This is a genomic window from Lysinibacillus sp. RS11 (assembly GCF_042019215.1).
Taxonomy (GTDB): domain Bacteria; phylum Bacillota; class Bacilli; order Bacillales_A; family Planococcaceae; genus Lysinibacillus; species Lysinibacillus xylanilyticus_A.
This window is the reverse complement of sequence record NZ_CP168124.1, coordinates 4,795,749-4,809,216: the sequence shown is the minus strand read 5'-3', so window position 1 is coordinate 4,809,216 and position 13,468 is coordinate 4,795,749. Positions and strand designations below refer to the sequence as shown.

At 34.2% G+C, this 13,468-nt stretch carries 13 protein-coding genes; 8 read left to right on the top strand and 5 right to left on the bottom strand.

Annotated features, from left to right (window positions below; all coding sequences use genetic code 11):
- Window positions 1-48 precede the first annotated feature (48 nt).
- Window positions 49-1,515: an amidase gene (locus AB9L17_RS24840; RefSeq protein WP_068985778.1), complete on the bottom strand. Its 1,467-nt coding sequence runs from the start codon at window positions 1,513-1,515 to the stop codon at window positions 49-51.
- Between the two features lie 132 nt (window positions 1,516-1,647).
- Here AB9L17_RS24840 and AB9L17_RS24835 point away from each other — a divergent pair, with 132 nt between their 5' ends.
- A complete protein-coding gene (locus AB9L17_RS24835) occupies window positions 1,648-2,379 on the top strand; it encodes a response regulator transcription factor (protein WP_068985777.1) in 732 nt (243 codons plus the stop codon).
- 189 nt (window positions 2,380-2,568) lie between these two features.
- Window positions 2,569-3,186 (top strand): hypothetical protein, encoded by a 618-nt coding sequence (locus AB9L17_RS24830; protein WP_254660196.1) that lies wholly within the window; start codon window positions 2,569-2,571, stop codon window positions 3,184-3,186.
- Window positions 3,187-3,567: 381 nt separating this feature from the next.
- Here AB9L17_RS24830 and AB9L17_RS24825 read toward each other — a convergent pair whose 3' ends face one another.
- The 3 genes from AB9L17_RS24825 to AB9L17_RS24815 all read right to left on the bottom strand — a co-directional run bounded on the left by AB9L17_RS24825 (window position 3,568) and on the right by AB9L17_RS24815 (window position 8,594).
- Window positions 3,568-5,211, bottom strand: a complete 1,644-nt coding sequence (locus AB9L17_RS24825; RefSeq protein WP_375199908.1) for a thiamine pyrophosphate-binding protein — start codon at window positions 5,209-5,211, stop codon at window positions 3,568-3,570.
- Window positions 5,212-5,250: 39 nt separating this feature from the next.
- Window positions 5,251-8,028: a bifunctional diguanylate cyclase/phosphodiesterase gene (locus AB9L17_RS24820; RefSeq protein ID WP_068985774.1), complete on the bottom strand. Its 2,778-nt coding sequence runs from the start codon at window positions 8,026-8,028 to the stop codon at window positions 5,251-5,253.
- 221 nt (window positions 8,029-8,249) lie between these two features.
- Window positions 8,250-8,594, bottom strand: coding sequence for a BRCT domain-containing protein (locus tag AB9L17_RS24815; RefSeq protein WP_068985773.1), 345 nt, complete (start codon window positions 8,592-8,594; stop codon window positions 8,250-8,252).
- Window positions 8,595-8,935: 341 nt separating this feature from the next.
- On the opposite strand from AB9L17_RS24815, the gene AB9L17_RS24810 reads away from it, so the two are divergent.
- From AB9L17_RS24810 to AB9L17_RS24795, 4 genes are all read left to right on the top strand, one after another.
- On the top strand, window positions 8,936-9,358 hold the full coding sequence (locus AB9L17_RS24810; protein ID WP_068985772.1) for a hypothetical protein: 423 nt from the start codon (window positions 8,936-8,938) through the stop codon (window positions 9,356-9,358).
- Between the two features lie 398 nt (window positions 9,359-9,756).
- Window positions 9,757-10,554, top strand: coding sequence for an MBL fold metallo-hydrolase (locus tag AB9L17_RS24805; RefSeq protein WP_223553720.1), 798 nt, complete (start codon window positions 9,757-9,759; stop codon window positions 10,552-10,554).
- 40 nt (window positions 10,555-10,594) lie between these two features.
- On the top strand, window positions 10,595-10,960 hold the full coding sequence (locus tag AB9L17_RS24800) for a VOC family protein (RefSeq protein ID WP_223553722.1): 366 nt from the start codon (window positions 10,595-10,597) through the stop codon (window positions 10,958-10,960).
- Between the two features lie 198 nt (window positions 10,961-11,158).
- On the top strand, window positions 11,159-11,428 hold the full coding sequence (locus AB9L17_RS24795; protein ID WP_068985770.1) for a hypothetical protein: 270 nt from the start codon (window positions 11,159-11,161) through the stop codon (window positions 11,426-11,428).
- 235 nt (window positions 11,429-11,663) lie between these two features.
- On the opposite strand, the gene AB9L17_RS24790 is transcribed toward AB9L17_RS24795, so the two are convergent.
- Window positions 11,664-12,155 (bottom strand): hypothetical protein, encoded by a 492-nt coding sequence (locus AB9L17_RS24790; RefSeq protein WP_068985769.1) that lies wholly within the window; start codon window positions 12,153-12,155, stop codon window positions 11,664-11,666.
- Window positions 12,156-12,385: 230 nt separating this feature from the next.
- Between AB9L17_RS24790 and AB9L17_RS24785 the strand changes: the two genes are divergently transcribed.
- On the top strand, window positions 12,386-12,538 hold the full coding sequence (locus AB9L17_RS24785; RefSeq protein WP_223553724.1) for a hypothetical protein: 153 nt from the start codon (window positions 12,386-12,388) through the stop codon (window positions 12,536-12,538).
- A gap of 155 nt (window positions 12,539-12,693) precedes the next feature.
- Entirely contained in the window at window positions 12,694-13,287 is a 594-nt protein-coding gene (locus tag AB9L17_RS24780; RefSeq protein ID WP_375199907.1) for a hypothetical protein, read from the top strand.
- Window positions 13,288-13,468 lie beyond the last annotated feature (181 nt).

Sequence of the window (13,468 nt, the reverse complement as noted above, 5' to 3'; positions counted from 1 at the left end):
AAAATAAAGGCAGAAATCGATTGGGATTTCTGCCTTTTAATACTTTTTTTATGTTGTAGCAATTTCCGCAACTTCTGCACTTACATGTACGGGTGGTTTACGATCTTTCCATGGCGCAGATTCTTCTAATTGTTTCCCAAGCTGTAGAAGGGTTAACTCATCTGCGAAGCGTCCTGTAAATTGCAGCCCGATTGGTAAGCCAGACGCACTCATCGCAAGCGGCAATGATAACGACGGTTGACCTGTTGCGTTAAACAAATTGGTAAACGGAGCGTATGTGAAAATTTGTTCTGTCCATTCAATCGCCGAGATATTTGGATTATCCGCATTTAGCTCACCAATTTTCGCTGGTAATGTACCGATTGTTGGACTTAAAAGTACATCATAATCTTCAAAGAATGTCGCTACTTGACGTGATACAAGCGCATTCGTATTAATGGCTTCTAAAAGTGCGCTAGCTTTTAAGTTTTTGCCATATTCATAGCATTGCCAAATGGCTGCCTCAATATTATCACGTGAAGGTGTTTTACCTGTTAATTCTGCTGCCCCCACAATCATTTTATAAATATTCGCTGTCCAAATATTTACCGTTGCGCGTGAAAATGGTGCTTCGTCGTAAACTGGTCGAGCTTCGACTACTTCATGCCCTAACTCTTCTAATAATTTTACGGCCTTATGTACGGCCTCGATACATTCCGGATCAACGAATGCACCCGAATTTGTTTCTGTTGTCCAGGCGATCTTCAGTGGACGTACCTTTTGTTGAATGGCTTTACTGTAAGGCATTTCTGGGCTTTGAATAATCGAATAGCATCCTAAATCTGGCCCAGCTACTTGGTCCAGTAATGTAGCGGTATCACGAATGGTTTTTGTCTGCGCAAATTCAATTGCTAGCCCATTTAATGCCTCACTATTATAAGGCCCCATTGGCACGCGACCACGTGAAGGCTTTAAGCCAACGATACCACTGCATGATGCAGGAATACGAATGGACCCGCCTCCATCATTACCATGCGCAATTGGGACGATACCACTTGCGACAGCAGCGGCTGCACCGCCACTTGAACCACCAGGGCTATGGTCTAGATTCCAAGGGTTACGTGTTGGACCATAAATGACAGCTTCCGTTGCGGCATTATAGCCGAACTCTGGTGTTGTGGTTGTACCGCTTAATACAAAACCAGCGTTTTTAAAACGTTTCATTAATTCACTATCGACGGACATTACAGCATTTTCTGCAACACGACTGCCCATATTATGTGGCACACCTTCCGCGTGGAGTACAACTTCTTTAATTAAAAATGGGACACCTGCAAATGGTTGATTATCATTTAAAGTTGAAATTGCTTTGTCAGCCTGTTCTTCTAACACGCTGGCAATGGCATTAATCGAAGGATTAACCTTTTCAATACCTTGTAGCGCTAGTTTTGTAAGTTCGTGTGGCGTCACTTGCTTTGTTTTTACTAACTCCGCTAATCCAATACCGTCATATGATGCATATTCCTGTAAATTCATTTGATCACCTCATGATAGTTTTGACTTACAAATTCATCTTAAATTGAAGTGAAAAAAATTGATATTACCCAAAAGGATAATTTGTCTTGAACGAGAATATATGAACTTAATGGAGAAAAGGAGGAATTAATATTGTATGAGCAAAAAGAGGTGGAGTATTTATTAGAAGCAACGTTTAGGATTTCGAATATGAATATACAACAAACAAGTGAGGACTTTAAATTGAATATGTTGCGAGTATTGAGTGAATGTTTTCAATATGAGCATACGGTATTTTGGGAAGTGGCAGATGGAGAGTTAAATGAACAGCCTGTTTGTTTCAATGTAGAGACATATACGGTAGAAAACTATCTGCACGAATATAAATATTATGATCCTTTACACCCAGTGAATATGCAAAACCAACCCGATATTCAATTAATGCTACGAAATGAAGTAATATCGAAGGAGAAAAAGCGGTATTATGTTGAACGCTTTTTACAATTCAATGATTTTATAGATGAAATGGTTATGTATCTGTACAAGCAGCAAAAGCCAACAGCAGCTATTGGCTTTTTGCGAAAAGAAGGGGAAAGACCATTTACAGAGCGGGATAGTCAAAAGCTATCTTATGTAAAGCGGATGATTGAAAATGTTTATTTATTACATCAATATGTTCAGCCAGGCGAGTCATTGCAAATTACACGACGTGAAAAAGAGCTGTTAATGTATTTATGTAAGGGATTTAAAAATGTAGAAATCGCCAGTTATTTATATGTCAGTGAAAATACAGTAAAGAAGCATCTGCAAAATTTGTATCGAAAATTTAAAGTAACTTCACGAACGCAGCTGGCATTAAAATATGCAGAAAGCTTACGAGCATAAAAAAGATGTTGGCAATCGATAACAACCGAGAATGAGGTTTTTATCAGTATAAAAAACCCTTATTTTTAGATGAAACATCAAATATTGTTAAACTTTGGTATAATAAATGTGACTGTGTGAGGTTATATAGATTTGAAATAACATTCGCGGTGATAGTTTGTAGAGTTATATTTGTTATGGGAGGGTTAAATGATGAAAAAGACAGAAACGATGGATAAGTATTTAAATTCTTATGGAAAAAATATTAGTAGTTCTGAGATTTGTCATGTTGTAGATTTAATTTTCAAGATTAATTTAGATAAGGTACCTATTTTACCTAAAGCGAAGGAAGAGGCAGATGGGGTTTCTTCATCAACAGGAAATGACCTTGTAGCTAGAGAAGTAATAGATTACTATCTAAATCAATACGACGGGGAAATAACAGGCGCAGAAATTCGCAAAATAATCAATAAAATATTTGGTGTTAATTTAGACGGAATATCTTCATTAGAAGGATCCGGAATTTCTTTATATTCAAAAGGTCAGTGGATCGTTCAACATGAAAAAGACTTATTTGTAGTATACACTGGAGCAAGAGATATTGATGTGAAGGTCTTTCCTACAAATTATTTCACTGAACAAACTGGGCTAGTAGAATTACCAATTGACTTACAACATTCACTAACGAGTTTAGGGTATTACTTCGATGAGAATATCAATAGTTACTATTTCTTAAATCCCACAGGTGAAGCTGTTCCAGATGAGTTCAAAGTAAAAACAATGGGAGCTATACTTGGAGTCATTAAAAATTCATTCTCAAATGTATAAAGAAGCTAGTAGATAGGTAAGCTATTAGTTAAAGATAGAGTTGTATTTATATAGACATAACAGGTTGTTTACGGTGTCATAGAAAATCTCTATAAGATAAAAAAAGTCATATAAGGGGAGTATGATTCCCGATTTATATGACTTTTTTATTAACTTCTTTCAGCAAATGTCTTTTGTACCGAAAGCGTAGCGACAGGTACAGAAATCTTCCGCCTCTATAGTTGGTGAGATGAATATGGGTTTAAGTTCCTTTTCAGCGGGTGTCTAAACACCCACTGAAATAGAGGAACTCAGGCGTTTTCACATCCTGTGAAAACGCCTGAGTGACCAACATCGCGTTGGCTTAAAGCCTCCGGCGGATGTATGAAACTTCAAAAGTTCCTACTTTCCAAAAGAAGATAAAAATTTAACTCGGTCTCCCATAGGAGGTGTATTATGATCTGTTAAAGCTACTTCCAAAACTGCAGGCCCATTTAGATTCAATAAGTTATTAATCATATCTTGGTTAATATCTAGCAGTTCCGTTACTCGGAAGCTTGGTATATCCATCGCTGAAGCCAAAGCACTAATACTAATTGGATTTTGCTCAAAAGATGGGTGAGTACGATGGAACTGTAGGGCATGTCCATGGTATACCATTCCTAAACGAGCATTATTCATAACAATAAATAAAATCGGTAAATTATGTTCTTTTGCTGTTAATATTTCCATGCCATGCATGAAAAAGCAACCATCACCTGTGATACATACAACAGGTCGTTCAGGTTCAGCTAATTTTGAGCCAATGGCAGACCCAATCCCACTTCCCATTGCGCCGAAGTGTACATTAATATCAAAGGTATCATAATCTAAAACCTTCATATGATGAATGACATAGGACATAAATTCGCCAATATCAATTGTGTACCTAGTGGAGGATGGTAAATATTTTTGAATATTCAATAGAACATTTTTCGTGTTATATTCTCCTATATCTCCAACAAGTTCTTTATTTTCTTTTACCTCAAGTGCAGTGCTTTTTTGGGTTGCCCCTTTAGTTCTTAATTCTTCTATAAGTAATAATAAACTTACATTTATATCACCTAATACAGGTAGATCAATCTCATATTTTCGATTGAACACTGATTGATCATAGTCCATTTGTATAGAAAAACGATTTTTTGTAAGATTTAAGTTGTAGTTATTTGTTGCTGTTTCTCCTAAACTTGAACCCACGATTAATAATACTTGTCCATCGCCTTCAGCTATCAATTCTGAGGCAGCTTCGTGCCCAGCAAAACCGAAAATGCCAACTAGGAGAGGATGATTCTCTGGAATGTATCCTTTTGCTTGCGGTGTTGTTAGAATCGGCCAATTTAGTATTTCTGCTAACTCTAGCAATTGCTCAACTGAATTCCTTACCCCTTGTCCTACCAATATGTAACCATTTTTTCTTGTTAATAGCTCTTCAGCTACATTTTTAATGGTATCTAGGTTAGGAACTATTGCTGTTCTCTTAGGTGGAGCTGGTATTTCTATGTTTGGAATTATTTCGTGTTGAACATCTATAGGTATAGCAATATGCACTGGACCAGGCACCCCAGATATAGCGATTTCGGAGGCTTTTACTACTTCTTTCAGTAAGTCCTTTGATTCTTTAACCGTTATACTATATTTAGTAACGGGTTGAAAGATCGGTTCAGCATCCAACTCTTGAGAAGCATTTAAACCGACCGTGTTAACTGGAACTGCACCTGTTAAAAATAAAACCGGTAAATGCTCACGCATGGCATTTGCAGCACCTGTTACCAGGTTTGTCCCACCAGGTCCACTACAACCAATACATACACTCATCTGGTTTGTGTATTTTGCGTAAGCTGCAGCCATGTATGATGCTGCTCCTTCATGTTTTGTTACAATCGGTGTTAATCCACTCATATCATTGAGTTCATCAAAAAATGCATTGACGGAACCTGCTGGAATACCAAAAATATGTTGAACACCGTTATTTTTTAAATATTCTAAGACCGTACGAGCTGCTTTCATAATAATTCTCCTTTACTTTCTAAAATAGAACATAGAATGCTAATAGAAATATTTTTTCATAATATCTTCAGCCTTCATGGGCTTACTAAAAAAATATCCCTGCATTAAATGACAATTTTGTGCCAGTAAAAAATCTGCCTGTTCTTTTGTTTCTACCCCTTCAGCAATAACCTCAAGGTTTAAATTTTGAGCAAGAGTAATAATCGTATTTGTAATGGCTGCTGCATCATCGGTTAACATTTCTTGTACAAAGGATTTATCAATTTTTAATGTGGAAATCGGCAAATTCTTTAAATAACCTAAAGATGAATAGCCGGTACCGAAATCATCAATAGCTAAATTTACGCCAATTCCATTCAATTGCGTCATCGTTTTAAATGTTAACTCTGTATTTTTAACAATTAAATTTTCTGTAAGCTCTAGTTGTAAATACTCAGGTGACAAATCTGTTTCTTTTAGGACATTTTTTACGATAGAAAATAAATTATTCTGCTCGAACTGATGGACCGATAAATTTACAGACATACTAATTAATGGACATCCTTGATTATGCCACTTTTTCAATTGTTTGCAAGCTTCTTTGAGAACCCACTCACCTATAGGGACGATTAAACCTGTTTCTTCAGCAATTGGAATAAACTTATCTGGTGCTATCATTCCATGTTCTCGATGATTCCATCTTAGTAAAGCTTCTACTCCCTTAATGCTGTTTGTTTTATAATTTATTTGTGGCTGATAGAAGATAATTAGTTCATCTTGCTCCAAAGCCTTATATAATTCATTTTCAAGTTTGATAGTTTCAAAATTTCTTGTATCCATCCCTTCGCTGAAGAAATGGTAGCTAGTACCTGGGGTTTCTTTCGATTTGTACATAGCTGTGTCTGCATTTTTGATTAGCGTTTCTGTAGTATCACCATTCTCAGGAAACAGGCTTATACCAATACTTGTTTTAATATATATTTCATTGTCTACTAGATTGAAAGACTTAGAGAAAGAAGCGTTTATACAATTAATAACCTTCAAAATGTCATTTTCACATTTAATATTAGGTAAATAGATTGTAAATTCATCCCCTCCCTGTCGTGATACGGTTGCACCTTCTGGAACGCAAGCAGTTAAACGTTTGGCAACATCTTGGAGCAATAGATCTCCATAGCTATGTCCTAGAGAATCATTGACTAACTTGAAACGATCTAAATCTAAATAAAGAACGGCTAATTTTTCTCCATTTTCTTTTGCATACTTCAGTCCTTGAGTTAGTCTCTCTTTTAAAAGAATTCTATTGGGTAAATCCGTTAAACTATCAAAATAAGCGTGGTATTTAATCTTCTCTTCTAGTTGCTTTCTTTGAGTTATATCTTTAAATGTGACAACTTCTCCTACAATCTTGTCCCCTTCTTTGATTAAGGAGGTGACATATTCGACTGGAAAAATGGAGTTGTCTTTTCGAAAAAATTTCTTGTAGTTGTTGAAATTTGTATTTAAAAAGGATGAAACCATAATTTTATCCTCTGTTTCACTTCGACCCATAATTAAATCGACTGATTTTCCGATTAATTCCTTCTCTGTTTCATACCCTAACATGAGTGCACCTGCTGGATTGCAGAATGTAATATTTCGATCAAGATTTAACCCGAAGATTCCTTCTCCTGCAGAATTGAGAATTAACTCTTTTTCACGGCTAAGTTGCTGTAACTCTGCTATAACTCTTTCAAGCTCTTTATTTTTGACTAGTATCTCCGAGGTTCTCTCCTCGATAATGATTTCTTGTTTTTCCATATATAAAAGGTTTGATAATGCAGATGCTGTAGTGTCAACAATTGATTGGGCTAGCTGTAATTGAGTTTCTGAATAGAAAAATGCTTTTTTTTCAAGATTAACAATAGATATTTGTCCTAAAATTTCACCCATTGAAATCAAAGGAAACATAACTAAACCGTTTATACCAAAATTGCGACAAACTTCATGATTAGGTCTTTCATCCTCAAATACATTAGGAATAAGAATTGCTTTTTTGGTTTCAAAAACCTCCTGTATGACAGCATCATTGCTTTGGTCAATTTTTATTTTGTTATGTGTTTTTAGCCAATTTTCTTCTGTCCAATCACTATCTCTACTCAACTTAACCGGTTTAATTTTTTTTTCTGCTAAAGGATCTAATAGATGAACGCCTATATTACTATTATCTAGAACCTTTTCTAAGTAGAAAAAGCATTTATCAAGGCACTTCTGTAGTGAGGAGCACATTGATAAATCACGTGTAACATCAAGCAGCAACTGCTTTTCGTTAATGAGACGTTCTTTATAAGCTAAGTTGTTTGCGTTTTGAATAGCAACAGCAGCCATATTTACATATGACTCAACCGTTTGAATTTCTTCGTCTGTTAAGTTCATTGGAATTCCATAATCAAATAAAAAAACAAGCCCAAATAACTCTTGTTCAAAGGAGATGGGAAGAACTAATAAAGATTTAATATGGAACCCCTCAACAGCTCTGGGATCAGGTCGATTATCCTTTGAAGTATCAGGAATATAGATAGTTTTCTTTGTTTCAATTACTTCTTTTGCCAGTAAATCTATTTCAGTGTCAATTACATGCATATTCAACGTCCAACCATTAATAACTTCTGGTTTTCCTACATATCCTCTGAATGTTCCATCTTTTCTCGGTAAATAAATGCCCACAGAATCACATGTGACGATTTCTTCAGATATTGCTAGTGTTACTTGCTCCAATACTTCGCGTAAATCTTGCTTCATGTTGATCATTTTCGTTATATTGGCCAGTCGAGAATACCTCGTTTGTTCGATAGACATTTAAATGAACCCCCAATCTTTTTTTGTTGTCCTATATAAATTCTTATTAAATGTTTACTTTATTCATATCAAATAGCTCATTCTTTTTATTTTACAGTAGTAATAAACAGGTAGGAAAAAAATTATAGAAATTAGTTAAAAATCCTTAAGAGCATTTTGTGATTTGTCTTTTTATGTAGGGCTACAATCCTTCTTTAATGAAATGAGTTCTAGAAAGCTGTTCAAATGTGAGGCAGCGGATCTTCCTTTTGCATAGAAATGAGCCAAATAAAATCATCCTCAGAAATAATTTGGATGTCTTGGCCAAGGCTAATCAACTGCTCAGCTTTCGATTGTTTCGTACTTATACCACGACGTTTCTTTCCAAGAATAACGAAATCTGTCTCCTGTGTAACAGCTCCTTGCATAACCCCTCCACAAGCTCGTACTTTTTTCGCGGCTTCTGAACGTGTCATAGTGGAAAGAGCCCCTGTAAAGACGATTTTTTTAGTATAAAATGGGTGCAGCAAGCATTCGGATGGGTCAGAAAGGAAGATGACTTCTATGTTGTCTGTATTTTTGTTCATGTTGATACTCCTCGATTGAATGGAAAGATTTCTACTTAATTATAGGCGAGAATAATTGATATGACCGGATTTTTTGTACATAAAATTATTAAGCTTCAATTAATTTTATGACTCAATAATTGAAATAATATGCATATCTGTTAAATTAATTATATTGTTATTCCTTTGTATACCAATTTTTGTGATATATTGTAGAGAATTAAATTCCAATATGCATTTAACTATGTACAAAAAAATTGTTAAAATGTATATACTTTTGTAGTTATTTTCATGTACGCCAACTTTGTAGCAAGTAAATTAGTATATTAAGTTGTACCATTAAATTTTACAGAGGTGTTGTAATGCTTACAGTTAGTAATACTGAAAGTTGTCTAAAAAACAGAATTGGTGAAAATACCAATGATATTAAAAAGGTTTGGGAAGAGTTTAAGGCTTTTTCGAAAGAGGCAATTGAAGGAGAAGAAGAAAAAGAAATATTATTTCAATGTGGTGTTTATGAATATACTGGAAAGAAATTTTATTTTGACTTTGTACGTCAATTTTCTATTCTTGATGAAGAAGATGAATATTCCCATATGGAACAACTTTTCTGTAGTTTTGAATTTGAGCCAACAGATGAGTTACGTAAGTTCCAGGTAGCAAAATGGTCAATGGATTTTGAAGATATAGATGAATTTTTTAATCATATAGAAAGCCTTCAGGAGTTTAAAGTTCCTTTGAATTTAAAACCGATAAAATCAGATATATATCAAACAAAAGTTTAGCGTTTTTAAATAGGGAGATTTAAGTTTATTAAAAATTAAGAAGTACCGCTTAGACATATCACGTCACGAAGAACCTTATCATAAATAAAGGCCATTTTAGAAGACATGTTCTTGAGAAAGAGCATGTTTTTTCTTTAGATGAATGTGGGATTTATGAATCAACTGTTACTATGTTAAGAAACTAAGAGTATGTGAAATTTAAATTGATTTCTCATACTTTTTTTACTAAAGAAGGAATTTATCGATATTCCTCGAACTATTGAATTAAGAGAGAGCAAATAAACAAATTAAAGTTCTTCTCCAACAAACTGGCACATTAACTTTAAAATGCTACCTATTCGTATGAATAAGAATTAAAGAAATATGTATTAATAATAAGGGGAAAAGGAAGGTCCATAATGATTCAATTTCAAAAAAATAATATTACAGTTTTTCAAAGTGCATTATATATGACTACCTCGGCAATCATTCAAACGAACGAAGCGATAATTATGACAGATCCTAATTGGTTACCTACTGAAATTGAAGAAATTAAGAGCTACATAAACAACATTAAAGGTGATAAACAACTATATATTATTTACACACATAGCGATTTTGACCATATTATTGGGTCTGGAGCCTTTCCAGATGCTAAGGTAATTGCATCTAAACAATTTGATGAAAATCCGAACAAAGATGATATCATTCAAAAAATTAAACAATTTGACCAAGGATATTATTTGAATAGAAGCTATTCACCCGTATACCCAACAGTAGATATTGTTGTTTCAGAGGATGGGCATAAATTAGAATTAGATTCGATTACCATGACATTTTATCAAGCACCTGGTCATACGGACGATGGTTTATTTACAGTGATTGAGCCTGATGGTCTATTTCTTTCGGGTGATTACCTGTCAGATATTGAGTTTCCGTTCATCTTTAGCAATTATCAAGACTATGTAAATACGATCAATAAAGCTGAAAATATTTTGCTAAATCATCAAATAACGACGCACATACCTGGACACGGTTCGACAACACAGAATCAACAGGAAATTCAAAAAAGGATAGATAGTTCAAAGTATTACTTAGAGCAGCTTCTTCGTGATAACGGAGAGCTAGAAAAATATTTAAGTAGGGAGTATCCATTTTTTGAAGGAATGAAAAGCATTCATCCTGACAATAAGAAGATGGCTAATCAAGAACTTTAAGAAAGAAATGTTCTTACAACTCATGAGGAGGAAAATCAACATGATTCAAAAAGTCGGACAAGTCGGAATCCCCGTTAAGAAGTTAGATAAAGCAATCCATTTTTATAAAGAAATACTTGGACTTTCACTTTTATTTAATACAGATAGCATGGCGTTCTTTGATTGTAATGGATTGAGACTCCTGTTAAGCCTTCCAGAAAAAGATGAATTTACTTATGCCAGTTCAGTAATTTATTTTCAAGTAGAAAATATCAGTAAGACATACGAGGATTTAGTAAGGAAAGATGTTACTTTTATTGATGAACCACATGTTGTAGCGAAAATGGGACAAACAGAAACATGGATGGTATTTTTTAAAGACTCAGAAGATAATACTCATGCATTAATGAGTGAGATACAAGTTTAACTTCTTTCAGCAAATGTCTTTTGTACCGAAGGCGTAGCGACAGGTACAGAAGTCCCCCGCCTCTTTTTCTAATTTTTGTTTAAAAATGCGTTTTTTGGTTTGCGGTTATTCGCTAATTCATCCGTGCATATTTTCTGGACATTTTAAAATACTATGTCTAGATAATTTATCTAATTAGCAGGAAGGGAAGAGGCATAATTGGCTAAACACTCAGATACGAGTTGGAAAAAGGATCATCCAAGCACTTTGTTCGGCAACTCTGTCCAAAAGGCAGAGCGTTTATTAAAGCACGCAAAGTCACACCCCGAGGAGATAGCAATTGAGCATGCTTTCAATCATCTAGAGCATGCTGAAAATGCTTTTATGAATGCAGTGCAATATGGTGAGCATTTGGATACAGTCCAACAAAATAAAGAATACTTAGAGCAGATCAAGCAACAGCTACATGAAATGAAAGATGAAGTGTAAGAAAAGTAAGATATAAACTTACTCAATTTTGAATTGCTCTCTGTAAGTAGACAATAGAAATAATAAAAATGCATGAAGCGGCTTGAGTCCTATAATATAAAAGGGCTTAAGCCGCTTAATTATTTTTCATTAGGTTCACTTGCAGTCAATTATCGGTTTCTAGAGAAATGTTGCGCAGATGAGGAAACATTTCGCTTTCTTTCCTGGGAAATATTGTTGTTATACTTTTGTATTGTTAACACCAAACGATTATTTTATATGGTGTGGTTTGCGCAGGAATGCTTCTTGTAGTAGGACCATAGATAACAATTAGGTTTCGATTTGTTGGGCTTTTTAAAAAAGGCTGCCCGTTTTTTAGCGAGATAACAGTAGAGGGAGAGAGATTTAGTTGTAATTGGCCATCACTACTCACTAATTGGCTATTGAAAAAGTCGACTTTAACATTTTGAAAATTATTTTCCTTAACAACGATGAGTGCACGATATTGAGGTGGGTATATCAACGGTACAGGTGCATCTCCATCATAATATCCAGTAATCCGATCACGGAGAGTCACGATTTCTTGGTTTACAAAGTAAGTGGAAGGAGAGATGACAAAATTGACGATGCCGCCAGTATCATCTACTACCGTCATAAGTTTATAACAGCCTTCTCTTTCTCCATTTTGCCCAATCGAAAAATCTTCAATCTGTGTAACGACCCCACGAAACGATTTAAAATTTACCATAGCCATTCCTTTCTAAACGGTATTGGTGAGACAGAAGTATTGTTTATCCAAAGGGATTGATTTGAAATCAATTTATAATACTTTAGAACAGCATCATTTTAATTTATGTAACATTCCCAACTTGGGTGACAGAGAATGTTATGATCATCAAAAGGATTGGTTTATATCTCACATGAATCAATATATACTTAACTTGCAAACTATTACGTTATTCAGAGGAGGGGAACCTATTGAAGTGGATTTCTAAAAATAAGAAACCCCTTGTATTTGTCATCATTATTATGGTTTTCATTGCTGGTATTCTCGACATTAAATATGAAGGATTGTTCTTTCAAATATTACCTGAATATATTCAAACCTATTTGGCTGATTTTTTTAAATAAGTGAAATGTACCGTCTAGACACAGAGTCAAGGTTAAATAAAAGGGATTGGATTTTTATCCAATTCCTTTTATTTAACCTCTAAAGCTTTTAACCAAAAAACAAAATAGTTCTTGTTATGTTGCAAATAGAAATATTGAAGGAGTTGAAGAAAAAAATGAATAGTAAAGCGGATATTCAAAAACAGTTTTATAAAATATATAAAGGATATATTAGCATCTCAGAATTTGAAGAATGGCTTTATAAAACACAAGAAATTGAAAGTATTTATAACCATGACTTTTACTTTAACTTACTTGATTTAGATTATAGAAAAAAGCATATTAAAACTGAATTAGTGAAGATAATAAAGATGGAAATTCCACTTGGAGAGTTTGAACAGTCACGGATTATTTCTCTTTTGAAAAACATCATATTTGAAAAAGGTGATGTAGTAGAGATAATGGAGCAGTTATATGATGATTATTGCAGTGGATATTCATTTCTTCGATTTTTAGGGCTTACATATATAACAGGAATTGATTCAATACCTAAACTAATGCAAGGAGATGAATGGGATAAAAATGAATTTAATAGTAGAAGAGAAATACTAAATGATATCAAGCCAAAGCTAATAAAAGAAGCAGGGCGTTTGTTATCATTCTTTCAAGAAGAACGACTAATAATTACTGAAGAAAATGATTATCGCGATTATCGAAAAGAAGAAGAAAAGATAGAACTTAATAATATAAATAGGATGTTTAATGAATAACCCATTAACGGAAAAAAATGAAGGAGAGACAATGTTGGAGGTGAAAATGATTTTATCACCAAGTTCTTTCATGATAATAACGTAATTAATGCAACTAAAAATGCTGTGTTTTTTCATATTCAGCGTCATTAGTTCCGGAAGGGTTATCTAAACAAATATTGAATATATCGGTATTGAACGA

Coding starts and splice junctions, on each gene's coding strand:
- AB9L17_RS24790 (WP_068985769.1), bottom strand. CDS start 12,155: ATGGTAAATTTTAAATCGTTTCGTGGGGTCGTTACACAGATTGAAGAT.
- AB9L17_RS24810 (WP_068985772.1), top strand. CDS start 8,936: ATGCTTACAGTTAGTAATACTGAAAGTTGTCTAAAAAACAGAATTGGT.
- AB9L17_RS24820 (WP_068985774.1), bottom strand. CDS start 8,028: ATGTCTATCGAACAAACGAGGTATTCTCGACTGGCCAATATAACGAAA.
- AB9L17_RS24840 (WP_068985778.1), bottom strand. CDS start 1,515: ATGAATTTACAGGAATATGCATCATATGACGGTATTGGATTAGCGGAG.
- AB9L17_RS24830 (WP_254660196.1), top strand. CDS start 2,569: ATGATGAAAAAGACAGAAACGATGGATAAGTATTTAAATTCTTATGGA.
- AB9L17_RS24825 (WP_375199908.1), bottom strand. CDS start 5,211: ATGAAAGCAGCTCGTACGGTCTTAGAATATTTAAAAAATAACGGTGTT.
- AB9L17_RS24780 (WP_375199907.1), top strand. CDS start 12,694: ATGAATAGTAAAGCGGATATTCAAAAACAGTTTTATAAAATATATAAA.
- AB9L17_RS24815 (WP_068985773.1), bottom strand. CDS start 8,594: ATGAACAAAAATACAGACAACATAGAAGTCATCTTCCTTTCTGACCCA.
- AB9L17_RS24805 (WP_223553720.1), top strand. CDS start 9,757: ATGATTCAATTTCAAAAAAATAATATTACAGTTTTTCAAAGTGCATTA.
- AB9L17_RS24800 (WP_223553722.1), top strand. CDS start 10,595: ATGATTCAAAAAGTCGGACAAGTCGGAATCCCCGTTAAGAAGTTAGAT.